Source organism: Streptomyces sp. LaPpAH-108 (assembly GCF_000373625.1).
Lineage (GTDB): Bacteria > Actinomycetota > Actinomycetes > Streptomycetales > Streptomycetaceae > Streptomyces.
In genome coordinates, this window is record NZ_KB891995.1 from 427,490 (window position 1) to 449,820 (window position 22,331).

The 22,331-nt window shown below is 71.2% G+C and carries 18 protein-coding genes; 15 read left to right on the top strand and 3 right to left on the bottom strand.

Going from position 1 to position 22,331, the window contains the following annotated elements:
* Positions 1 to 740 precede the first annotated feature (740 nt).
* The 6 genes from dnaK (at position 741) to B079_RS0121025 (ending at position 7,663) form a co-directional block, all read left to right on the top strand.
* Entirely contained in the window at positions 741 to 2,585 is a 1,845-nt protein-coding gene (dnaK, locus tag B079_RS0121000) for a molecular chaperone DnaK (protein WP_018547804.1), read from the top strand.
* The gene (grpE, locus tag B079_RS0121005) at positions 2,582 to 3,232 is read left to right on the top strand and encodes a nucleotide exchange factor GrpE (RefSeq protein ID WP_018547805.1); all 651 of its coding nucleotides are present in this window, start codon (positions 2,582 to 2,584) and stop codon (positions 3,230 to 3,232) included. The genes dnaK and grpE overlap by 4 nt, the downstream gene beginning before the upstream one ends.
* 36 nt (positions 3,233 to 3,268) lie before the next feature.
* The gene (gene dnaJ / locus B079_RS0121010; RefSeq protein WP_018547806.1) at positions 3,269 to 4,456 is read left to right on the top strand and encodes a molecular chaperone DnaJ; all 1,188 of its coding nucleotides are present in this window, start codon (positions 3,269 to 3,271) and stop codon (positions 4,454 to 4,456) included.
* Positions 4,457 to 4,462: 6 nt separating this feature from the next.
* Positions 4,463 to 4,921 (top strand): heat shock protein transcriptional repressor HspR, encoded by a 459-nt coding sequence (locus B079_RS0121015; RefSeq protein WP_018547807.1) that lies wholly within the window; start codon positions 4,463 to 4,465, stop codon positions 4,919 to 4,921.
* Between the two features lie 402 nt (positions 4,922 to 5,323).
* Positions 5,324 to 6,430: a sugar ABC transporter substrate-binding protein gene (locus B079_RS0121020; RefSeq protein WP_026248909.1), complete on the top strand. Its 1,107-nt coding sequence runs from the start codon at positions 5,324 to 5,326 to the stop codon at positions 6,428 to 6,430.
* Positions 6,431 to 6,640: 210 nt separating this feature from the next.
* The gene (locus tag B079_RS0121025; RefSeq protein WP_018547809.1) at positions 6,641 to 7,663 is read left to right on the top strand and encodes a helix-turn-helix transcriptional regulator; all 1,023 of its coding nucleotides are present in this window, start codon (positions 6,641 to 6,643) and stop codon (positions 7,661 to 7,663) included.
* A 58-nt stretch (positions 7,664 to 7,721) separates the two neighbouring features.
* Here B079_RS0121025 and B079_RS0121030 read toward each other — a convergent pair whose 3' ends face one another.
* Complete coding sequence (locus B079_RS0121030; RefSeq protein WP_078496027.1) at positions 7,722 to 8,732, bottom strand: helix-turn-helix transcriptional regulator; 1,011 nt, start codon at positions 8,730 to 8,732, stop codon at positions 7,722 to 7,724.
* A 301-nt stretch (positions 8,733 to 9,033) separates the two neighbouring features.
* Here B079_RS0121030 and B079_RS0121040 point away from each other — a divergent pair, with 301 nt between their 5' ends.
* Positions 9,034 to 9,369, top strand: coding sequence for a hypothetical protein (locus B079_RS0121040; RefSeq protein ID WP_026248910.1), 336 nt, complete (start codon positions 9,034 to 9,036; stop codon positions 9,367 to 9,369).
* 1,481 nt (positions 9,370 to 10,850) lie between these two features.
* Here the strand turns inward: B079_RS0121040 and B079_RS0121045 are convergent.
* Positions 10,851 to 11,249 carry a pyridoxamine 5'-phosphate oxidase family protein gene (locus tag B079_RS0121045; protein ID WP_018547813.1) on the bottom strand — a complete coding sequence of 133 codons (399 nt, stop codon included), beginning with the start codon at positions 11,247 to 11,249 and terminating at the stop codon, positions 10,851 to 10,853.
* Between the two features lie 116 nt (positions 11,250 to 11,365).
* Between B079_RS0121045 and clpB the strand changes: the two genes are divergently transcribed.
* Positions 11,366 to 13,963, top strand: a complete 2,598-nt coding sequence (gene clpB, locus B079_RS0121050; protein ID WP_018547814.1) for an ATP-dependent chaperone ClpB — start codon at positions 11,366 to 11,368, stop codon at positions 13,961 to 13,963.
* A 78-nt stretch (positions 13,964 to 14,041) separates the two neighbouring features.
* Here clpB and B079_RS33340 read toward each other — a convergent pair whose 3' ends face one another.
* Entirely contained in the window at positions 14,042 to 14,248 is a 207-nt protein-coding gene (locus B079_RS33340) for a hypothetical protein (RefSeq protein WP_018547815.1), read from the bottom strand.
* 498 nt (positions 14,249 to 14,746) lie between these two features.
* Between B079_RS33340 and B079_RS0121060 the strand changes: the two genes are divergently transcribed.
* The 7 genes from B079_RS0121060 to B079_RS0121095 all read left to right on the top strand — a co-directional run bounded on the left by B079_RS0121060 (position 14,747) and on the right by B079_RS0121095 (position 22,317).
* A complete protein-coding gene (locus B079_RS0121060; protein ID WP_018547817.1) occupies positions 14,747 to 15,277 on the top strand; it encodes a YbjN domain-containing protein in 531 nt (176 codons plus the stop codon).
* A 154-nt stretch (positions 15,278 to 15,431) separates the two neighbouring features.
* Positions 15,432 to 16,553 carry a class V lanthionine synthetase subunit LxmK gene (gene lxmK / locus B079_RS32460; RefSeq protein ID WP_158685035.1) on the top strand — a complete coding sequence of 374 codons (1,122 nt, stop codon included), beginning with the start codon at positions 15,432 to 15,434 and terminating at the stop codon, positions 16,551 to 16,553.
* On the top strand, positions 16,550 to 17,524 hold the full coding sequence (locus tag B079_RS32465; RefSeq protein ID WP_018547819.1) for a T3SS effector HopA1 family protein: 975 nt from the start codon (positions 16,550 to 16,552) through the stop codon (positions 17,522 to 17,524). Before lxmK ends, B079_RS32465 begins: the two co-directional genes overlap by 4 nt.
* Before the next feature lie 500 nt (positions 17,525 to 18,024).
* Complete coding sequence (locus B079_RS0121080) at positions 18,025 to 19,836, top strand: ABC transporter ATP-binding protein (RefSeq protein WP_018547821.1); 1,812 nt, start codon at positions 18,025 to 18,027, stop codon at positions 19,834 to 19,836.
* A 5-nt stretch (positions 19,837 to 19,841) separates the two neighbouring features.
* Entirely contained in the window at positions 19,842 to 20,504 is a 663-nt protein-coding gene (locus B079_RS0121085) for a flavoprotein (protein ID WP_234016833.1), read from the top strand.
* Positions 20,501 to 21,295: a class I SAM-dependent methyltransferase gene (locus B079_RS35975; RefSeq protein ID WP_018547823.1), complete on the top strand. Its 795-nt coding sequence runs from the start codon at positions 20,501 to 20,503 to the stop codon at positions 21,293 to 21,295. Before B079_RS0121085 ends, B079_RS35975 begins: the two co-directional genes overlap by 4 nt.
* Positions 21,292 to 22,317 carry an LLM class flavin-dependent oxidoreductase gene (locus B079_RS0121095; protein WP_018547824.1) on the top strand — a complete coding sequence of 342 codons (1,026 nt, stop codon included), beginning with the start codon at positions 21,292 to 21,294 and terminating at the stop codon, positions 22,315 to 22,317. The genes B079_RS35975 and B079_RS0121095 overlap by 4 nt, the downstream gene beginning before the upstream one ends.
* The last annotated feature ends 14 nt before the right edge of the window (positions 22,318 to 22,331 follow it).

Genomic DNA, 22,331 nt, shown 5'->3' on the forward strand with positions numbered 1-22,331 from the left:
GTGATGCGGGGCGCCGGGAGCGTGCGGGCGATGCCGGGACGGGGCTCGCGTGGGGCGTCGGGCGGTGCCCGAGGTGGCCCGCGGCAGCGCCGCGATGCCCACGAGGGCTCGAACGGGTCCTTCGGCGAGGTGCGGCCGACTCTCCCCTGTCGTGGACATCGTGCCGCGCACCCGCGTTCGGGGGTGGCCCCGCAGCGGCATCGGCACCGAGTGGCCCTGGGGGGTGTCACACCCCGCGCCCCTCAAGATCGGCCTTGTGTCTTCCCGCGCCCGCGCGCGGCAAGGTCAAGGCTGCGCCGCAGCCCCTCCCGTGCCCGCGCCTTACGGCCTCGCCCGCGCCCGGTCCTGAGGATGGTCCGCTGCTGTCACGTCCGCCCCGCTCCTCAAGCGGCCCCCTGCATCCGCATCCACCGGACACCATGGCCCCGGAGTCGGCCCCATCCGCGCCCCACAAGCCAGCCCCAGGCCCTCCGGCACCTCCCGCTTCAAGGCCCTCAAGCTCCCCAGCCGCACCCGTCAAGCCGCCCCCGCATCCGAACCCGCCCCGGAACACGCCCCCGTCAACCCGCCCCCCACACCCCCCCACCTGCGAAGATCCCCCCATCTCGCCCCCGTCCGGAGGGTGTTGCGTGTAGGGGTTGGATAAGAGTTGAGTCTGGGGGGCTCATGTCTGTTGACTCAGGGGGTGAGGAGTGTCATGCTTGAGTCCGTTCCACTCAAGTCAGCTGGAGGAATCAACCATGGCACGTGCGGTCGGCATCGACCTGGGCACGACTAACTCCGTCGTCAGCGTTCTGGAGGGCGGCGAGCCCACCGTCATCACCAACGCCGAGGGTGCCCGGACCACGCCGTCCGTCGTCGCCTTCGCGAAGAACGGTGAGGTGCTCGTCGGCGAGGTCGCCAAGCGCCAGGCGGTCACGAACGTGGACCGGACCATCCGCTCGGTGAAGCGCCACATGGGCACCGACTGGAAGATCCAGCTGGACGGGAAGGACTTCAACCCCCAGCAGATCTCCGCGTTCATCCTGCAGAAGCTCAAGCGCGACGCAGAGGCCTACCTGGGCGAGAAGGTGACCGACGCGGTCATCACCGTCCCGGCGTACTTCAACGACTCCGAGCGTCAGGCGACGAAGGAGGCCGGCGAGATCGCCGGTCTGAACGTCCTGCGCATCGTCAACGAGCCGACCGCCGCCGCCCTGGCGTACGGCCTCGACAAGGACGACCAGACCATCCTCGTCTTCGACCTCGGTGGCGGCACCTTCGACGTGTCCCTCCTGGAGATCGGCGACGGCGTCGTCGAGGTGAAGGCCACCAACGGCGACAACCACCTCGGTGGTGACGACTGGGACCAGCGCGTCGTCGACTACCTGGTCCAGCAGTTCAAGGCCGGTCACGGTGTGGACCTCGCCAAGGACAAGATGGCCCTCCAGCGCCTCCGCGAGGCCGCCGAGAAGGCCAAGATCGAGCTGTCCTCGTCCTCCGAGACCTCGATCAACCTGCCGTACATCACGGCGTCCGCCGAGGGCCCGCTGCACCTGGACGAGAAGCTCACCCGCGCCCAGTTCCAGCAGCTGACCGCGGACCTCCTGGAGCGCTGCAAGACCCCGTTCTTCAACGTCATGAAGGACGCCGGCGTCTCCATCAACGAGATCGACCACGTCGTCCTCGTCGGTGGCTCCACCCGTATGCCCGCCGTCGCCGAGCTGGTCAAGGAGCTGACCGGCGGCAAGGACGCCAACAAGGGCGTGAACCCGGACGAGGTCGTCGCCATCGGCGCCGCCCTGCAGGCCGGTGTCCTCAAGGGCGAGGTCAAGGACGTCCTGCTGCTCGACGTCACCCCGCTGTCCCTCGGTATCGAGACCAAGGGCGGCATCATGACCAAGCTCATCGAGCGCAACACCACGATCCCGACCAAGCGGTCCGAGATCTTCACGACGGCCGAGGACAACCAGCCGTCCGTGCAGATCCAGGTCTACCAGGGCGAGCGCGAGATCGCGGCGTACAACAAGAAGCTCGGCATGTTCGAGCTGACCGGTCTGCCCCCGGCGCCCCGCGGCGTCCCGCAGATCGAGGTCGCCTTCGACATCGACGCCAACGGCATCATGCACGTGACCGCGAAGGACCTGGGCACGGGCAAGGAGCAGAAGATGACCGTCACCGGCGGCTCCTCGCTGCCGCGCGACGAGGTCGACCGCATGCGCCAGGAGGCCGAGCAGTACGCGGAGGAGGACCACCGCCGCCGCGAGGCCGCCGAGACCCGCAACCAGGGCGAGCAGCTGGTCTACCAGACCGAGAAGTTCCTCAAGGACAACGAGGACAAGGTCCCGGGCGAGATCAAGACCGAGGTCGAGGGTGCCGTCGCCGAGCTGAAGGAGAAGCTCAAGGGCGAGGACAGCGCCGAGATCCGCACGGCCACCGAGAAGGTCGCCGCGGTCTCGCAGAAGCTCGGCCAGGCCATGTACGCCGACGCCCAGGGCGCCCAGGCCGCCGGTGGTGCCTCCGCCGACGCCGGTGACGCCAAGGCCGACGACGATGTCGTGGACGCCGAGATCGTCGACGACGAGCGCAAGGACGGTGCCGCGTGACGGAGGAGACCCCGGGCTTCGAGGAGAAGCCCGACGTCCCCTCCGGCGCCACCCCCGAAGACGCCGAGCCGAAGGCCGCCCCCGCGGAGGGGGCGGCCCCGGCCGGGGACGCAAGCCAGGACGTGGCCCTGGTGGCCCAGCTGGACCAGGCGCGCACGGCGCTCGGCGAGCGCACGGCCGACCTCCAGCGCCTCCAGGCCGAGTTCCAGAACTACCGCCGCCGTGTCGAGCGCGACCGGGTCGCGGTCAAGGAGATCGCCATCGCGAACCTCCTGACCGAGCTGCTGCCCGTGCTGGACGACATCGGCCGCGCGCGGGAACACGGCGAACTGGTCGGCGGCTTCAAGTCGGTGGCCGAGTCGCTGGAGACCGTGGCGGCCAAGATGGGCCTGATGCAGTTCGGCAAGGAGGGCGAGCCCTTCGACCCGACCGTCCACGAGGCCCTGATGCACTCCTACGCGCCGGACGTCACCGAGACGACCTGCGTGGCGATCCTCCAGCCCGGGTATCGCATCGGCGAGCGCACCATCCGCCCCGCGCGGGTGGCCGTGGCCGAGCCGCAGCCCGGCGCCCAGACCGTCAAGGCGGAGGACGCCGAGGAGACCGCGGCGGACGACAAGGAGAACGGTGGCCCGGAGGAGGGCTGACGTAATCACGAAGGACAGGAAGGAGGGACGTCGGGGATGAGCACCAAGGACTTCATCGAGAAGGACTTCTACAAGGTCCTCGGCGTCCCCAAGGACGCCACCGAGGCGGAGATCAAGAAGGCGTACCGGAAGCTCGCCCGCGAGTTCCACCCGGACGCCAACAAGGGCAACGTCAAGGCCGAGGAGCGGTTCAAGGAGATCTCCGAGGCGAACGACGTCCTCGGCGACCCCAAGAAGCGCAAGGAGTACGACGAGGCCCGCGCCCTGTTCGGCAACGGCGGTTTCCGCCCGGGTCCGGGCGGCGGCGGCCAGTTCAACTTCGACCTCGGCGACCTCTTCGGCGGCGCCGGTGGCACGGGAGCGGGCGGCGGCGGCCAGGGCGGCTTCGGCGGCGGCATCGGGGATGTCTTCGGCGGCCTGTTCAACCGGGGCGGCGGTGCGGGCACGACCCGTACGCAGCCGCGCCGGGGCCAGGACGTCGACACCGAGGTGACCCTCAGCTTCACCGAGGCCATCGAGGGGGCGACGGTCCCGCTGCGGATGACGTCCCAGCAGCCCTGCAAGGCGTGTTCGGGCACCGGCGACAAGAACGGCACGCCGCGCGTGTGCCCGACCTGTGTCGGCACCGGACAGGTCGCGCGGGGCTCGGGCGGCGGCTTCTCGCTCACCGACCCGTGCCCCGACTGCAAGGGCCGCGGCCTGATCGCGGAACACCCCTGCATGGAGTGCCACGGCAGCGGGCGCGCCCGTTCCTCGCGCACCATGCAGGTCCGCATCCCGGCGGGCGTCACGGACGGGCAGCGCATCCGGCTGCGCGGCAAGGGCGCCCCGGGCGAGCGCGGCGGTCCGGCGGGCGATCTGTACGTCACCGTGCACGTGGGTGACCACCCGGTCTTCGGCCGCAAGGGCGACAACCTCACGGTCACCGTCCCGGTGACGTTCGCGGAGGCGGCGCTCGGCGGCGAGGTGCGGGTGCCGACGCTCGGCGGTCCCGCCGTCACGCTGAAGCTGCCGCCGGGCACGCCCAACGGCCGCACCATGCGGGCGCGGGGCAAGGGCGCGGCGCGCAAGGACGGCAGCCACGGCGATCTGCTGATCACCGTCGAGGTGAGTGTTCCCAAGGACCTCTCGGGGAAGGCTCGTGACGCGCTGGAGGCGTATCGCGAGGCGACCGCGGAGGAGGACCCGCGGGCGGAGCTGTTCGAGGCCGCGAAGGGAGACTGAGCCCCAATGGACACACCCGGCCGTCGCCGTAATCCCTATGAACTGACCGAGGACACCCCGGTCTACGTCATCTCGGTGGCGGCGCAGCTCTCCGGTCTCCATCCGCAGACCCTGCGTCAGTACGACCGCCTCGGTCTGGTCTCCCCGGACCGCACGGCGGGCCGTGGCCGGCGCTACTCGGCCCGTGACATCGAACTGCTCCGCCAGGTGCAGCAGTTGTCGCAGGACGAGGGCATCAACCTGGCCGGTATCAAGCGCATCATCGAACTGGAGAACCAGGTCGCCGCGCTCCAGTCCCGCGTCGCGGAGCTGGAGTCGGCCCTGGACGGCGCGGCGGCCACGATGCGCCAGCGCGAGGCCGCCGTCCACGCCTCCTACCGCCGCGATCTGGTGCCGTACCAGGAGGTGCAGCAGAGCAGCGCGTTGGTGGTGTGGCGGCCCAAGCGCCAGCAGTCCGCCGACTGACAGCCGTTGACAGCCGTGTCCGAAGGGGCCGGGAGGAACACTTCCTCCCGGCCCCTTCGGCATACCCGGTGGCCCAACTCCTCGCAGGGGGCGGTAAGTTGAGGCCATTACGCCGCATAGCGCTGCATCTGGCCGAGTTCGTTCGTTCAGGAGTGCGGAATTGGTGGAGAGCGTGTGGCTGGGGGTCGGAATTTGGTGAAGAGGCGGTGACCTGGGTTTACAGGGAGTGGCGTACGGGTTCGCGATCTCTTCACGTTGTCGACGCAGAGTGATGTTGCCATCTCGTTAAGTTGTATTGCTTGACGGCGGGTAGCGCCTCCAAGTTGTCTTTTCAGACACCCGGGGCGGAAGCATCACCTCCGTGGCCCCCTCCTCTTGAACGCACCTGAAGTGAGCCCTCGCATGCGTCGTATCGCCATATCCGTGGCCGTATCCACGATGTCCCTCTCGCTCGCCGGCTGCGGCGTGCTGAACGCGGCGGGGGACGGCGCGAGCGCCAGCCCGACGATGGGGGACAACGTCACCGTCGGCCTGCTGCTGCCGGAGAAGGCGAACACCCGCTACGACAAGTTCGACTACCCCATCATCGAGAAGAAGGTGGCCGAACTGACCAAGAAGAAGGGCAAGGTCACGTACGCCAACGCGGACGCGAACGCCGCCAAGCAGGCCGAGCAGATGCAGCAGATGATCGACGACAAGGTCAACATCATCCTGCTCGACGCGGTCGACTCGCACGGCATCGCCCCGCAGGTCAAGAAGGCCAAGGACGCGGGCATCCCGGTCATCGCGTACGACCGCCTGGCCGAGGGCCCGATCGACGCGTACATCTCCTTCGACAACGAGCTGGTCGGCGAGGTGCAGGGCCGCTCGCTGCTGGAGGCGCTGGGCCCGGGTGCCGGTCTCTCCGACAAGATCGTCATGGTGAACGGCTCGCCCACCGACCCCAACGCCAAGCAGTTCAAGGAGGGCGCGCTCTCCGAGCTGAACGGCAAGGTGACGATCGCGGACACCTCCGACACCAAGGAGTGGAAGCCGGAGATCGCCCAGGCCCACATGACCGAGGTGCTCAACAAGGTCGGCAAGGCGAACATCGCCGCCGTCTACGCCGCCAACGACGGCATGGCGGGCGGGGTCATCAAGGCCCTCAAGGCCGCGGGCGTCACCAAGATGCCCCCCATCACCGGCCAGGACGCCGAACTCGACGCCGTGCAGCGCATCCTGACCGGCGAGCAGTACATGAGCGTCTACAAGTCCTACCCGGACGAGGCCGAGGCCGCCGCGCAGATGGCCGTCGCCAAGGTCCAGGGCAAGGACATCCAGTTCGACGCCCTGACCCAGGACCACGTGGACAGCCCCACCCAGAAGGACATCCCGGCCCAGCTCGTCCAGGTGAGCGCGCTGACCAAGAGCAAGATCAAGTCCACCGTGGTCGCCGACGGCATCTACTCGGTCGAGGAGATCTGCACCGCCGACTACAAGGCCGCCTGCGCCGCCGCCGGACTCCACTAGTCCTTCCGTCCAGGGCCCCCGGCCGCCGTGCGGGACAAGCCGGTCGGCGCCCCCACCGGCTCCGTCGGGCCGCTCTCCGGGGGTCCGGGCGATTTGGGGGCATACCCGTACTCCGCCCTTCCACAGGCGCGGAGAGCCGTGTTGCGGACCCGCACGGGTCCGCGCATAGTTGCGCTGCGGAAGTGGCAGCAACCGGGGGTGGAATGGTCGATGGCCGGGCACGCGACGGAGGAGCATCCCCACGGCGCCGACCGGCTGTGCGGGCCGGGAGAGCGCGTGTACACCCTCGCCCTGCGCCGGGGCCGGGTGCCGCGCGCGGAGGCCGGACCGGTGCCCTGTCTGCTGGACCTGGCCCTGCTGCACCCCGACCCGGACGACATGGACTGGCTGGTGCCCACCTCCCCGCAGGAGGTCATGTCCCGGCTGCTGCGCGAGCTGTACGACGACGTCACCGAGAGCCGGCGCCGGGTGGGCTCGGCGGTCACCGCCTTCGACCGGTACGCCGGACTCGCCGGTGAACCGGCCGGAAGCGCCGCGCCCGCCGAGGGCACCGCGATCCGGGTCCTGGACGGACTCTCCCGCATCCAGGCCGCGATGGACGCGGCGACCGAGGCGTGCACCACGGAAGTGCTCACCGTCCAGCCCGGCGGCATCCGGCGCGAGGCCGAGCTGACGGAAGGTCTGCACCGGGCGCTGGAACTGCGCGGCCGGGGCGTCAGGATGCGGGACCTCTACACCCATGTCGCCCGGCACGGGCAGGGGTTGCTCACCTACCTGGAGCTGATGGGCGACGCGGTCGAGGCGCGCAGCCTGGACGAGGTCATCGACCGGCTCATCCTCTTCGACCGCACGGTGGCGTTCATTCCGGCCAACACCGACCGCACGATGGCGCTGGAGCTACGGCACCCCGCGCTGGTCGAATATCTCGTGACCGTCTTCGAGCGGCTGTGGCGGCTCGCGATCCCGCTGACCGCCCCGCTGCCCGACACCGGCATCGAGGGCATCTCCCACCGCGAGCGCTCCATCGCCGCGCTGCTCGCCGAGGGCCACCAGGACGCGGTGATCGCCGAGCGGCTCGGCATCAGCGTGCGCACCTGCCGCGCGCACATCGCCCGCCTCTCGGAGACCCTGGGCGCGACGAGCCGTACGCAGCTGGGCGTACGGATCGCCCAGGCGGGCCTGGAGGGGCCGCCGCGCACGGCCGCGGCGGCGGGGCTGGAGCGGGAGGCGTGAGGCGGCGACACGGGGCGTGAGGCGGCCTGGGCGGGGTGTGCGGCGCGTGGGAGGCCGGTCAGTTCTCCTGGTTCAGGATGCCCGACTGGGCGATCAGGAAGCCGAGCTGGGCGCGGCTGCCGCTGCCGAGCGCCTGGGCGAGCTTGGCGATGTGGGCGCGGCAGGTGCGCACGTTCATGCCGAGGCGGCGCGCGATGGCCTCGTCGACATGACCTTCCACCAGCAGCTTGGCGATGGAGTGCTGGATCTCGGTGATGCCGTCGGGGGCGGTCTCGTAGGGGGTGCCGGCGGTCAGCGGGACCGCGCGGTTCCACATGAACTCGAAGACCTTGATGAGGTAGAGGACCAGGCCGGGGTGGCGGACCTCCAGGGCGACCTGGCGGTCGTCGCGTATCGGCACGAAGGCGACCGTCTCGTCGCAGATGATCAGCCGCTCCACCAGCTCGTCGATCGTGCGGTACTCCGCCTTCCCGGCCGCGAACCGGTCGACGTACGCGAGGCGTTCGGGGCTGTAGCGGGCGGTGTGCTGGTACAGGGTGCGGATGCGCACACCACGTTCGATCAGGGTGCGGTCGCGCTCCAGGCCCTCGATGACGCGGCGTTCGGGGTGACGGGCGCTGGGCTGGACGGTCAGCATCTCGGCGCGGCACTGGTCGGTGGCCAGGTCGAGGGCCGCGTTGATGCGGTCCAGGCCCTCCAGGACGGCTATGGAGTGAGTGGGGGTCGCGCCCTGTGCCGTGAGCGCCATGAAGGGCTCGAACGCCTCCGCCAGCTCTATCGAGGTGCGTCTGCGCTCGGAGATCTCCCGCTCGATGGGGTTGAGCCGCTGGGCCAGGGCGATGGACGGGGCGACCGGGCGGAGCAGGTCCGCGTCGTCCAGATCCGGCTGGAGCAGGGCGAATTCCATGAGGCAGGGGGCCTTCTCCGCGTCCGCGCGCGCGATGTGGCCGGTGCGCAGTGCGGTGGCGTACAGCCGTCTTCCCTCCTCGCACAGTTCAGTGAGCGCATGGGGATGTGTCGCATCTGCCGGATTTACTGTCAAATCTCCACCCCCCAGGGTCCTGAACATGCAGGAACATGATGCACTGATTGTGTGGCGATGACGTGCCTGAATGAGCCATCGTCTTATCCGACGGGGGAGTGAGGGGACCTTCAAGTGAGGACGAAGCCGACTATGCGTAAGAGAATGCTTCGCTCGGTGTTTGTCGCCGTCTTCTCCGCCGTTGTGGCCTTCGGGACTCTGAGTGGCCTCTCCGCGGGGAAGAGTGACGTACGGGCGGACAGTATTTGGTCCGTGGTGGCGCCGCATGCGGCGAGTGCGGACGACGCGGGCACGGTGTACAGGCCGAACGACAGTATCTGGTCCTGACATGACGACGCCGCCTGACGACCGTTCCTTCCGGCGAGAGATGGCCACGGCCTACCGGTCCGGCTGGCACTTCATCGACCTGGTCACCGCCATCCCCCACAGTGGTGACTCGTTGATGGTGACGGTGTTCGGCGAACCGGTCGTGGTCACCCGCGACGAGGACGAGGACGTCCGCGCCTATCGGTGCCTGCGCAAACCGCGCGGGGCGCCGCAGCCGGTGCGGTGTGCCGTCCGGTACGGCATGATCTTCGTCAACCTGGACCAGCGCGACCACCGGCTCACCTCCCCGGAGGTCGCCGACCTGAGAACCATCTCGGCCACCCCCCGCAGTGCCTGACGCGATTCCCCCGTCGTAAAAGATCGCTCAGGCGCTTCCCCCCGCAGCGGCGTCACCGTGACCTGAACACGGTGACGCCGCTGCAGTTTCTGCGGATATTTCACCGTATGCCCCACCTGACCAACTGGCCGAAACTGTTCATTGTTGGATTTCAGGGGGGTGTCGGGGACGGGGGGTTCGGGGCGGGGTGGGGGCTTGGCTGGGGGTGTGGGGTGGAGGGTGCGGGGGCGCCTGTGCGGGCGTCTGCGGGGGGCGGTCGGGTGCCGCGGGGGCGGCCGACGCGGGGTGTCGCTCGCGGGGGCGCTGTCGAGTGTGGCGGTGCGCGGGGGCGCCTGCGGGGGTGTGGCCGGGTGCCGCGTGGGTGGCCGACGTGGGGCCGCTCGCGGGGGCGCCGTCGGGTGTCGCGGTGCGCGGGGCCGCCTGCGCGGGCATCTGCGGGGGTGCCGTCGGGTGTGGCGGTGTGAGGGGGCGGGTTCGCGGGCGGTATGAGGGGACGCGGGGTATCGCTCGCGGGGTCGCCGTCGGGTGTCGCGGTGCGCGGAGGTGGGTTCGGGGGCGGCGTGCGGGGATGACGCCGGGTACCGCCGAGGCTCCGCCGACTGCTCCGACGTGAGCGGCACCCAAGGCTCTGCCCCCCTCGGCCCGGGTCGTCCGCGCCGTCTGCTGCGGCCTGGTCGCCGCCCCGGCAATGGGCCTTCCGTCTCGGCCGACTTCTGGCCCCGTACGGCCTCTGCCGACCGCTGGGCTCCGCCAGGTGCCCGGTGCGGGCTTGCCCTGGCTACCTGCCGAGCCTCCTGATCCGGTCCCTGTCGCTTACGGTCCGGGGAGTGAGGTGTGCCGCTGCTGGGTCCTGACTTGGGCTTCCCCGGCCCTGCCTAGGCCCTTTACGGACACATCACGCATGGCGAGCGCCGCGCCTGGCGGTGCCCCTGCCCACGCACAGAGGGCAGCCGTGCCCGTCGATCAAGTCGCTCGAGAGCGGCCGACGCGGGCCTCCCGCAGCGAGCGTGATGACTCCCGCTGTCACCGGCTTTCCCGCCCTGCGGGCTGCCGCAGGGCCCCGGTTGCGGGGCTGTCCCGCCCTGGCGGCGCCGTAACGCCTTCGGCTGGCGGGCCGCCCCGACCCCGTTCGCCGGTGACGTGGAGTCCTGCCCCCTGCCGGGCGTGGTCGTCGCCTGGTGTGCGAACTCGGCGTGCGTGGGCCCCTGACGTGTCGGGCGCTCCGGCTCGGTCGCGTCCTGGTGTCGCCCGCAGCGTTCTCGGCTGCTGTCCGGTGGGGCGGTGAGCGGCGTGGCTCTTGCGGTCGTCGGCTGGCCGACCTCGGTGTCGCCGCGCCTCCTCCGGCGGCCGGGCCTCGGTGCCGGGCGGCGCTGTTGGGCCCGGCGACGCCGATCCTGTCGCCCCGGTGCCCAGCCGACCCTGCCGCCCCGGTGCCCAGCTGACCCCGGCCCCGAGGCATGCCGAACCGCCGGAGGCGGGTGTCAGGCGTGGCCCAGCATGCGGTCCACCGTGATTTCCAGGACGACCCGCGTCGGGTTCTCGCGGGGGACGCGGCCGTAGCGCTCGGCGTAGCGGTGGACGGCGTCGGCCACGCGGGCCGGGTCGGTGACCACGTGGGCGGTGCCCTCCAGGGTGGCCCAGCGGCGGCCGTCGACCTGGCAGAGGGCTACGCGGGCACCGGCGGAGCCCGAGGCGCGGATGTGGGCCGCCTTCGCGGTCGCGGCGTCGGTGATGACGCGGGCCAGGGCGGTGGCGGGGTCGTACGTGACGCCCACCGGGACCACGTGGGGCGTGCCGTCGGGGCGGAGGGTCGTCAGGGTGCTGAGGTGCCGTTCGCGCCAGAAGGCGAGGTACGGCTCGTCGGGATGCAGGGAGGTCATGGCCGAAACCTAGTCAGGTTCAAACGACCTCCGCTTAATTGAGTGCACTAGGCTCAAGTTTGTGTACACTGGTTAAGTCATCAGTAGAAGGACGTGCCGAGGAGGAGAACACGAACGTGGACGCCGAGCTGACCAACAGGAGCCGGGACGCGATCAACGCGGCCAGCCAGCGGGCCGTGACCGAGGGGAATCCGGACCTGACGCCCGCGCACCTGCTCCTCGCGCTGCTCGCGGGGCAGGAGAACGACAACATCACCGACCTGCTCGCGGCCGTCGAAGCCGACCAGGCCGCCGTCCGCACGGGCGCCGAGCGCGTCGTCGCCGCCCTGCCCAGCGTGACCGGCTCCACCGTCGCCCCGCCGCAGCCCAGCCGGGACCTCCTCGCGGTCCTGGCCGACGCGGACCAGCGGGCCAAGGAACTCGGCGACGAGTTCCTGTCCACCGAACATCTGCTGATCGGCATCGCCGCGAAGGGCGGCGCCGCCGGAGAGGTGCTCCAGAAGCAGGGCGCCGACGCGAAGAAGCTGCAAGAGGCCTTCCAGAAGGCCAGGGGAGGACGCCGCGTGACCACTGCCGACCCCGAGGGCCAGTACAAGGCCCTGGAGAAGTTCGGCACCGACTTCACCGCCGCCGCCCGCGAGGGTCGCCTGGACCCGGTCATCGGCCGGGACCACGAGATCCGCCGGGTCGTGCAGGTGCTGAGCCGTCGTACGAAGAACAACCCCGTCCTCATCGGCGAGCCGGGCGTCGGCAAGACCGCCGTGGTCGAGGGCCTGGCCCAGCGCATCGTCAAGGGCGACGTCCCCGAGTCCCTGAAGAACAAGCGCCTGGTCTCGCTCGACCTCGGCGCGATGGTCGCGGGCGCCAAGTACCGGGGCGAGTTCGAGGAGCGCCTGAAGGCCGTGCTCTCGGAGATCAAGGACTCCGACGGCCAGATCATCACCTTCATCGACGAGCTGCACACGGTCGTCGGCGCGGGCGCGGGCGGCGACTCCGCCATGGACGCGGGCAACATGCTCAAGCCGATGCTGGCCCGAGGCGAGCTGCGCATGGTCGGCGCGACCACGCTGGACGAGTACCGCGAGCGGATCGAGAAGGACCCCGCCCTGGAGCGCCGCTTCCAGCAGGTGCTGGTCGCCGAGCCCACCGTCGAGGACACCATCGCGATCCTGCGCGGCCTCAAGGGCCGGTACGAGGCGCACCACAAGGTGCAGATCGCGGACAGCGCGCTGGTGGCCGCCGCGACCCTCTCCGACCGGTACATCACCTCCCGCTTCCTGCCCGACAAGGCGATCGACCTCGTCGACGAGGCCGCGTCCCGGCTGCGCATGGAGATCGACTCCTCGCCTGTCGAGATCGACGAACTCCAGCGCTCCGTCGACCGGTTGAAGATGGAGGAGCTGGCGATCGGCAAGGAGACCGACCCCGCCTCCCGCGAGCGGCTCGAGCGGCTGCGCCGCGACCTCGCCGACAAGGAGGAGGAGCTGCGTCACCTCAACGCCCGCTGGGAGAAGGAGAAGCAGTCCCTCAACCGGGTCGGTGAGCTGAAGGAGCGCCTGGACGACCTGCGCGGCCAGGCCGAACGCGCCCAGCGCGACGGCGACTTCGACACCGCCGCCAAGCTGCTCTACGGCCAGATCCCCGAGCTGGAGAAGGAGCTGGAGGCCGCCTCGGAGGCCGAGGAGGAGGCCGCCCGCGACACCATGGTCAAGGAGGAGGTCGGCTCCGACGACATCGCGGACGTCGTCGCCGCCTGGACCGGCATCCCGGCCGGGCGCCTCATGGAGGGCGAGACGCAGAAGCTGCTGCGCATGGAGGACGAGCTGGGCAAGCGGCTCATCGGCCAGCGCGAGGCGGTGCAGGCCGTGTCCGACGCCGTACGCCGCGCGCGGGCGGGCATCGCGGACCCGGACCGTCCCACCGGTTCCTTCCTGTTCCTCGGCCCGACGGGTGTCGGCAAGACCGAACTCGCCAAGGCGCTCGCGGACTTCCTTTTCGACGACGAGCGGGCCATGGTCCGCATCGACATGTCGGAGTACAGCGAGAAGCACAGCGTGGCCCGCCTGGTCGGCGCGCCTCCCGGGTACGTGGGGTACGAGGAGGGCGGTCAGCTCACCGAGGCCGTGCGGCGCCGTCCGTACACCGTGGTGCTGCTCGACGAGGTGGAGAAGGCGCACCCCGAGGTCTTCGACATCCTGCTCCAGGTGCTGGACGACGGCCGCCTCACCGACGGCCAGGGCCGCACGGTCGACTTCCGCAACACCATCCTGGTGCTGACCTCCAACCTGGGCAGCCAGTACCTGGTCGACCCGGCGCTGGACGACGCGGACAAGCGGCAGCGGGTGCTCGACGTGGTGCGGGCCTCCTTCAAGCCGGAGTTCCTGAACCGGCTCGACGACCTGGTGGTGTTCTCCGCGCTGGACGAGCAGGAGCTGGCCCGGATCGCCCGCCTCCAGATCGACCGGCTCGCCAAGCGGCTCGCCGAGCGGCGCCTCACCCTGGACGTCACCCCCGACGCCCTGGCCTGGCTCGCGGAGGAGGGCAACGACCCGGCGTACGGCGCCCGTCCGCTGCGCCGCCTCGTCCAGACCGCCATCGGCGACCGCCTCGCCAAGGAGATCCTGTCCGGCGAGATCAAGGACGGCGACACGGTCCGCGTGGACCGCTTCGGCGACGAGCTGATCGTGGGCCCGGCGACGGCGAAGACGCTCTGACGGCGGCCCCGCACGGCATGGCGGCCCGTCCCCTTCACGGAAGGGGGCGGGCCGCCGTCGTATTGCCCGTCGGCCGTCTCATTCGGTGAACGCGGAGTACGCCACCTCGGCCTCACCCGCCCTCATGAACCGCACATCCACCTCCGCGCGGTCCGCCCCGAAGCCGTCCCCCTGGCCGAAGCCCAGGCCGAGGCAGAGGTCGTAAGGCGGACGGCAGGTCCCGGACGGCTCCGGGGCGTCCGGATACGTCGCCTTCAGCCAGCTCCGCAGCTCCGCGCGCGGCATCCGGAAGCGGGCGTCGTACTGGGTGTCCTGCCACGACAGGACCGTGCAGCGCGCATCCCGGGCACCGGCGGGCAGCCGTGCCCCGCCGTAGGCGAGCGCCCGCGCGCACGGTACGGCGGTGGGCCGGGGTGCGTCGGACGAGTCCGGGCGAGCCCCCAGCCCGCCAGCGTTATGACCGCCGCCACCCCGATCAGCAGCGGCGCGGACAGCACCAGGACGAGCCCGGCGCGCCCCCGTCCGCTCACCACGACTCCGCGGTGCGGAAGAGGTCCCAGGCCGTCCAGGCGGCCCAGAGGACGAACAGCAGGCAGGCGGTCCACAGGGTCCAGAGGGCCCATCGCCCGGCTCTTGATATGCGCATGTCGGAATCATGACGTACGGGGCGCCGTCCGTCCGGGAACTTCGTGTCCGCCGAGGGCTTACAGGGTGCGGCGGGGCTTGCCAGGGGCCTCCCCTTCTGGGGGAGGATGGCGGTATCCGTACGAAGGGAAAAACACGGTGAGCATCGACCCGTCCTCGATTCCGAACTTCGGGGGCCAGCCCGACCCGCAGCCCCAGGGACCTGTGGGCCCCGTCGTCCCGGATCAGGACCTTGTGAAGCAGCTCCTGGAGCAGATGGAGCTGAAGTTCGTCGTGGACGAGGAGGGCGACCTCGCGGCTCCGTGGGAGCAGTTCCGCACGTACTTCATGTTCCGCGGTGAGGACGAGCAGGCGGTCTTCTCGGTGCGGACCTTCTACGACCGTCCCCACAAGATCGACGAGAAGCCGCAGCTGCTGGAGATCGTCGACGAGTGGAACCGCCGCACCCTGTGGCCGAAGGTGTACACCCACACCCACGAGGACGGCACCGTCCGCCTCATCGGCGAGGCCCAGATGCTGGTCGGCACCGGCGTCGACCTCAACCACTTCGTGTCCTCCACGGTCAGCTGGGTCCGCGCCGCGATCGAGTTCGACAAGTGGATCGTGGAACAGCTGGGTCTGGAGCAGGAGGTCGACGACGCGGAGGACTCGGGCGGGGACGTGGAGTAGGTCTCCCGACCCGTCCCGCGCGGACGAGAGCCCGGCCGGCTCGCCGACCGTCACGGTCGCGGGGCCGGCCGGGCTCATTTCCGGCCTTCTCAGGTACTGGCCGATTGCGGTCAGGTACATTGCCCCTTTGTTGCACGGCCAGTAAGAATCGGCTGTGCAGAAAACGGAGAAACAATACCTGCAACGTCGTCCCATGGCCATGCCCGCAGGAACTCTGGCTGCGAATCCCGAAGTGGTGGAGGCTCTTTCCGGCCTCTCGTTCGGTTCGCTCGGCTCTGCGGAGATCTTCTCCTTTCCCGGACGCAATGACAACTGGTCGGGTGTGACGGACGAAGGCCATGCGATCTTCGTGAAGCAGCTCGCCGGGAAAACACCGGAATCCCTGGCCAGATTTCGCCGTGCTCTCGCGTTCGAGCGGGAAGCGGCTGCCGAACGTATTCCGCATCCCCGGCTTCTCGGCGCGGACGAGAAGAACCGGCTGCTGGTGTTCGAGCTTCTGGAGAATGCCCGGTCCGGTAATGAACTGGCGGCGGACGACGCGTTCACTCCCGGGATTTCCCAGCAGGTCGGCGAAATCCTGGCCGCGCTCCACGGGGCGATGCCTACCGGTGTGCCGGACGTGGTGGACGATCCGCATCCCCTGCCGCCGGTCGCCGAACTCCGGGCGCTGCCTCTCGCGGCCTATCTCTCCGCGTCCGGCGCCTCTCTCCAGGCATGGGCCATGCTCCAGCGGGACGTCCCGCTCGTCAGCGCGCTGACGGCACTGCGGGAGGGGGAGCGCACGACGCCCCGGGTGCCCGGCCACGGGGACTTCCGGCTCGATCAGCTGCTGGTCCAGGATGCGGTGGTCCACCTGACCGACTGGGAGGAGTTCCGGCTCATGGACCCGGCACGCGATGTCGGGGCCTATGTGGGGGAGTGGCTGTACCGGGCGGTCCTCCGCATCCCGGTGACGGACGGCGCGGACACGGCGTTCGGGCAGACCCTCGGGCACACCGAGATCCTCACACGCGGCCAGCAGGAGATCTCCCGGGTGATCCCGCTGGTCACCGCCTTCTGGACCGCGTACCGGGCGCACCGCCGGACCGCCGATCCGGAGCTGGCCACGCGGGCGACCGCGTACGCGGGATGGCATCTGATCGACCGGCTGCTCGCCTCGACGCGGGAGAGCGCCCGGCTCTCCGCGATCGTCCGGGCCGCGGCGGGCATCGGCCGGACCGCCCTGCTCGATCCACAGAGGTTCACCGGCGCGGTGGGACTGGGGGAACAGCGATGACGGCCATCGTCGAACGGGACGGTCTCGGCGCGGGGCTCGCGACCGCGGCGGAGGCCGTCGAGGTCGCCGCCGACGCGCGTACGGCCCGGGTGGGCGCCACCGAGGTGACCGCGGAGGGCCCGGCCGAGATGCGGGCCGTGCTGGCCCGGCGGATGTACGAGATCCTGCACACCGGGCGGGACGCGAGCGGGGATCAGCCGTCCCGCACGCTGCGCGACCGGGAGTTCGAGGCCGAACTGAGCCGGGTGACGCCGCACGACGAGGTGTTTGTGCCCTGTGTACCCGGTGGTGGCGACCGGGTGGTGGAACTCGACGGGCTGCGGGTCCGGGTGCCCGCCGATGTGGAGATCACCGAGACCGGCCCTGGTGCGGCCGGTCTGCGGCTGCCCGCCGCCCGCCCGGCGCTCTCCCCGGGTTTCTTCCTCGCGGACGGCTCCGCCGGGCGTCCGGGACGGGGTGCCGTGCTGCGCGTCTACGTGCGAGTGCCGGACCCGGACGCGGCACGGGAGCTGTGGCGCGGCGTGCTCGGGGCGCTGGAGGAGCGGTCGGTCCGGTACCGCGCCAAGGTCGTCTCGTACGCGGGCGGACTTCCGCGCAACGACGGCCTGGTGGTCTACCTGGGGCCCGAGTCGTACGGAGCGGTGGGCGACATCGCCGCCGCGTCCCGGCGGGCCGGGGCGGCCGGCGGAGGTGCCTCCGCCTTCGCCCGGACCCTGGTGCCCGGAGTGGCGGTGGCCTGGGAACCGGCCGACCGCCGACCGGGGATGCGGGATCTGAGCTTCGGTGAGCACCGCGCGACCGTGCTGGCCCGCGCCTTCACGGAGGCGGCACTGGACGGCCGGGGCCGCCCGGCACCGGGTGAGCTGGCCGCGGCTCTCCGGGCGGCGAACGCCGATCCGCTGGACCCCGCCCGCAACGTGGACTCACCGCCCTGGCCGGACGCCGGACGGGACCTCGGCTTGCTCAAATGAACCTCAAGTGCCTCGAAGCCCAGCCGCCCCATCCTTTACCGTATCTATGAGATCGCTTGGCCTGGTCATTACCAAGTGGTCGGCCTGCTGATTTCGGTGTGTTGCCGTCGGCAGTGCACCGGGGGAATGGAAGGGTGATCCGTATTTCAGTCGACACCTGCGCCACTCGAGCGTACGGGCAGAAATTCGGACGGAACGGGGGCCTGGAGAGGAATCATGTCCATGTGCTCTCTCTCGTCTCTCAGGGCTGCACCATGGGGCAGGTGGCTCGGAGACTGGACATCAGTGACCGCACCCTGCGAAGAATGATGCGGGTCATATGTAGCAATGTCGAGGTCGAGACGCCGATAGAGGCGGTCGTCTGGGCAGTGCGACGGGGTCTGATCTGAAATTTCCACTGTCCGCCATCGGCCGATGTCCGATGGCGGACGTTTTTCTTGTTCCGCACTCCGGTGATCCGGAGACTTGCCGTCGACCGATGTCAGGCGAGAGGAACAGCAATGGCGAGAGACGGAACCGACGGCCTGCGCATCCTTCCCGAACTGGTCCGGGGACGTAAGGCCCTGGTCGGCTCGGCGGTGGTGCTGAGCCTGCTGTCGGCGGCGGCCACGCTCGTACTGCCCCTCCTGGTGCACGACCTCGTGGTCGCCCTCACCGGGGGCCACGCTCTGCTCGGTCCGGTCGCCAGGATGGCGGCGCTCGCCCTCGCGGCCGCCGTGGCCTCGGCCCTCTCCGGATATCTGCTCGCCCGCGCCGGTGAGAGCATGGTCGCGGGGATCAGGTCCGCCGTCGTGGGCCATGTCCTGCGGATGCGGCTGGGCGACGTACGGCGCGAGGGCACCGGCAACCTGGTCGCCCGGGTCAGCTCCGACAGCTCCCAGCTGCGGTCCGTGGTGGACGTGGGCGCCGCCCAGCTGCCCAGCTCCGCGGTACTGGTCGTCGGAACCCTCGTGGTGATGGGCTTCCTGGACTGGGTGCTGCTGCTCGTCGTCGCCGGGACCTTCGCCGTCGCCGCGGCCGGGATCGGTCTGCCGATGCGTGCGCTGCGCCGCGGGGTGGAACGCCAGCAGACCGCCATCGGCCGGATGTCGCAGCAGCTGACCGCCGCGGTGCTGGCGCTGCCGACCATCAAGGCGTTCAAGGCCGAGCGGCAGACGGCGGCGGAACTGTCCGGCAGCGTCGACGGAGCCGCCGCCGCCGCGGTGTCCGTCGCCCGGACCCAGGCGCTCACCGGTCCCGTCATGCAGTTGGGACAGCAGCTGGCGATCGTCGGCACCATGGTGGCCAGCGGGGTGCGGCTGGGCGACGGGACGCTGTCCGCGGGGGACTTCGCGGCCTTCCTCGTCTATCTCCTCCAGCTGATCTCACCCCTGACCACACTCATCGCCGGCGTCGCCCGGATGCAGACCGGGCTGGCGGCACGGGGGCGGCTGGGCAGCGTCCTGGCCATGCCGACGGAGCAGAGCGAGGCGGACGGGGGACGGCACGAGGGCCTCGGCGGGGAGGAGGCACGGACCGCACCGGTGGTTCCGGCCGAGACCCCCGCCGTGGTCTTCGACCGGGTCTCCTGTGCCTACGAAGGCGCGGGCTCCGAGCGGCCCGTCGTCGACCAGGTCTCCTTCACCGTCGGCAGGCGCGGGCTCACGGCGCTCGTCGGCCCCTCGGGTGCGGGCAAGACCAGCCTTCTCTCGCTCGTCGAGGGCTTCCTCCGGCCGACGGAGGGCCGACTGAGCGTCCTCGGCCGGGAGGTGACGGAGTGGCCGCTGGACGAGCTGCGGGACCGGATCACCTACCTCGACCAGGGCTTCACCCTGGTGGAGGGCACGGTCCGGCACAACCTCACGCTCGGCGGCCGACGGCGCCCCGCCGACGCGGAACTCTGGGAAGCGCTCGGCCGCGTGGGGCTGCGGCAGGCCGTGGAGCGGCTGCCGGAGGGGCTCGACACCGAGCTGGGCCGCACCCGGGATCTCTCCGGCGGCCAGCGGCAGCGGCTCGCCGCGGCCCGTATCCTCCTGCGCCCGGCCGACCTGTTCCTCCTCGACGAGCCCACTTCCCAACTGGACAGCGAGAACGAGGAGTTGCTGCGTGAACTGCTGGGCGGCCTCGCGCGCACCGGTGCGGTGCTCGTCGTCGCCCACCGCATCTCGACCGTCCAGGCGGCCGACCGCATCGTGGTCATGGAGGCCGGGCGGGTCACCGCCACCGGCAGCCACGAGGAGTTGATGCGGGACTCCGACTGCTACCGCCGCCTGGTCGAGGGCCAGGCGCTGCACGGGACCTCCGCCGACACCGCCCCGGTGGGGGCACAGTGAGCGGCGTGGACCGGCCCGTGGAGCACACCGGGGCCGCCCCGGCCGGGCAGCCCCCGGCCCTGGGCCTGGAGCGGCTGCTCCTCATCGGCACCGGCTCCATCGGCGCGGCGCACCTGCCGTACTGGGTCACCTGGCTGCGGCTCTACCACCCAGGTGTCGAGCTGCGGATCGTGCTCACCGCGGCCGCCGAGCGGTTCGTCACCCGGCAGGCGCTCGTGCCGCTCGCCCACGCCCCCGTGCTCCAGGACCGGTGGCCGGACGAACCGGCCGAACAGCCGCTCCACGTCGACCTGTCGCTGTGGGCCGACGCCGTGGTGGTCTGCCCGGCCACCCTGAACTACGTCGCCCGCCTCGCCCTCGGCCTGGGCGACAGCCCGTCCGTCCTCGCCCTGCAGTGCACCGGGGCGGCGGTCGCCGTCGCCCCCGCCCTGCCACCGGGCGGCGCGCGGAGCCCGGCCTACCTCGGCCACGTCCGTGCCCTGCGGGAGCGGGACAACGTGGTCGTGGTCCCGCCGGTCCCCGGCCACAGCGCGGCCACCGGCCGTCGCGACGGCTGGCCCGCCGCCCCCCTGCCCGCGGTGCTGCGCGAGGTGGACGCGCTGCGCACCCGGCTCCGTACGCCCTCTCATCCGCCGAGTACCGCCACGAACACGGAGGCAACCGTATGACCACGCAGACCCCGCCCACGACGGCCGAGCACCCGGCGCAGGACCCGGCATCCGGGACGCGGGACAGCGGCGCCTACGGGGATTCGCTCGCCGGGATCTACGACCTGCTCTATCCGGCCGGTCCCGAGGTCGCCCTCGTCGCCGACTTCGTGCACAGCCTGCGCCCGGCCCCGGCGACCCTGCTGGAACTCGGCGTCGGAACCGGCCGGCTGGCCGTTCCGCTGGCCGAGCGCGGCTTCCGCGTGCACGGGGTGGACTCCTCGCCGCAGATGCTGCGCAGACTGGCGGAGAACGACCACACGGGCACCGTCACCAGCAGCGTGGGCGACTTCGCGGCGAGCACGGTCGGACGCCGGTTCGACGTGGTGCTGCTGGCGCTCAACACCCTCTTCATGCTGCCGACCCAGGAGCAGCAGATCGCCGCGCTGCGCAACATCCGCGAGCAGCTGGCCGACACCGGCGTCGCCGTGCTGGAGATGTACGAGCCGATGGTCTTCCACGGGCTGGACGAGCCGTCCGTCAAGGTGCACCACCTGGCGCCGGACTCCCTGGTCGTCGACACCGTGCAGGTGAGCCGGTCCCAGCAGACCGCCCTGGTGGTCCACACCGTCCTCGGACCCGGCACCGTCCGCAAGGTGCCGGAGGTCAGCCGGTACGCATGGCCGTCGGAGTTCGCGCTGATGGCGCGGCTGGCCGGGCTGCGGATCACCGGACGCTGGAGCGACTGGCAGCGGACCCCCGTCACCGAGCAGTCGCAGCGGTACATCTGCGTGCTGGAGCGGGAAGCGTGACGGCCGCGGAGAGCGCCCGGCCCGGTGCGGACGGTACGAAGGACCTGTCCGTCCTCTTCCCCGTGTCGCCGACGGAACCCGGCGCGGTGCTCGACTTCGCGCGACTGGTGGGGAGTTCAGGCGCGCGCAGGCTGTGGCTGGGTCAGTCGCTGACGCTGGAGCCGCACCAGGTCATGGCGTACGCCGCCGGGGCGGGCGTCCGGGTCGCCGTGGGCACCAGCGTGACGCTGGCCCCGCTGCGCCACCCCTACGAGGCCGCGCTCCAGGCGCGCAGCGTCGCCGCGATGACCGGGCAGCCCTACGTCGCCGGGTACGGCGCCGGGGCGCCGGTGTTCCAGTCGGCGCTGCGCGGCGGCCCGTACGCGAGTCCGCGGACGGCCATGCGCGAGTACCTCTCCGTCGTACGGGCGCTGCTCGCGGGAGAGCGGGTGCGGTTCGGCGGTGACTACTACTCGCTGCACGCCGGACTTGTCGGCATGGAGCATCCGCCGGTGGAGGTCGGCGCCGGGGTGTTGCGCCCCGCCATGGCGCGCACGGTCGGCGGCGTGGCCGATGTGGCGATCACCTGGATGACGCCGCCCGGCTATGTGGAGAAGACCCTGCTTCCGGCACTGGCCGAGGGCGCGGAGCAGGCCGGGCGGGAGACGGTTCCCCGGGTGGCGGCGGTGGTCCATGTGGCCGTGGAGCGCGAGGACCGCGACCCCGGCCGACTGGCCCTCCTCGCCGCCTCCGCCCACCTGAGCGCACCCCACTACACCGACATGCTGCGCCGTGCCGGTGTCCCCGTGGACCCGGCCGACCCGGCGGCGGGCGCCCGGATGCTCGTCGACTCCGGGGTTTTCGTCACCGGCACCCCCGCGCGGATCGCCGAGGCGCTCGTCGAGTACCACCGGGCGGGGGTGGACGAGATCGTCCTCAACGCGGCCGGGGTGCTCTTCGGGGAGGGACACGTCGCCGCGCTGACCGACCTCGGAACGGTCCTGGCGGAGTGGCGGCGGCGCGGCGGCTTTGGAGGTGAGTGACCGGGACTCGCCTC

What these genes read in the sequence shown, in the direction of transcription:
- dnaK (WP_018547804.1), top strand. Translation starts at nt 741, where the DNA reads ATGGCACGTGCGGTCGGCATCGACCTGGGCACGACTAACTCCGTCGTC.
- dnaJ (WP_018547806.1), top strand. Translation starts at nt 3,269, where the DNA reads ATGAGCACCAAGGACTTCATCGAGAAGGACTTCTACAAGGTCCTCGGC.
- B079_RS0121015 (WP_018547807.1), top strand. Translation starts at nt 4,463, where the DNA reads ATGGACACACCCGGCCGTCGCCGTAATCCCTATGAACTGACCGAGGAC.
- B079_RS0121020 (WP_026248909.1), top strand. Translation starts at nt 5,324, where the DNA reads ATGCGTCGTATCGCCATATCCGTGGCCGTATCCACGATGTCCCTCTCG.
- B079_RS0121025 (WP_018547809.1), top strand. Translation starts at nt 6,641, where the DNA reads ATGGCCGGGCACGCGACGGAGGAGCATCCCCACGGCGCCGACCGGCTG.
- B079_RS0121030 (WP_078496027.1), bottom strand. Translation starts at nt 8,732, where the DNA reads ATGTTCAGGACCCTGGGGGGTGGAGATTTGACAGTAAATCCGGCAGAT.
- B079_RS0121040 (WP_026248910.1), top strand. Translation starts at nt 9,034, where the DNA reads ATGACGACGCCGCCTGACGACCGTTCCTTCCGGCGAGAGATGGCCACG.
- B079_RS0121045 (WP_018547813.1), bottom strand. Translation starts at nt 11,249, where the DNA reads ATGACCTCCCTGCATCCCGACGAGCCGTACCTCGCCTTCTGGCGCGAA.
- B079_RS33340 (WP_018547815.1), bottom strand. Translation starts at nt 14,248, where the DNA reads ATGCCGCGCGCGGAGCTGCGGAGCTGGCTGAAGGCGACGTATCCGGAC.
- B079_RS32465 (WP_018547819.1), top strand. Translation starts at nt 16,550, where the DNA reads ATGACGGCCATCGTCGAACGGGACGGTCTCGGCGCGGGGCTCGCGACC.
- B079_RS0121080 (WP_018547821.1), top strand. Translation starts at nt 18,025, where the DNA reads ATGGCGAGAGACGGAACCGACGGCCTGCGCATCCTTCCCGAACTGGTC.
- B079_RS35975 (WP_018547823.1), top strand. Translation starts at nt 20,501, where the DNA reads ATGACCACGCAGACCCCGCCCACGACGGCCGAGCACCCGGCGCAGGAC.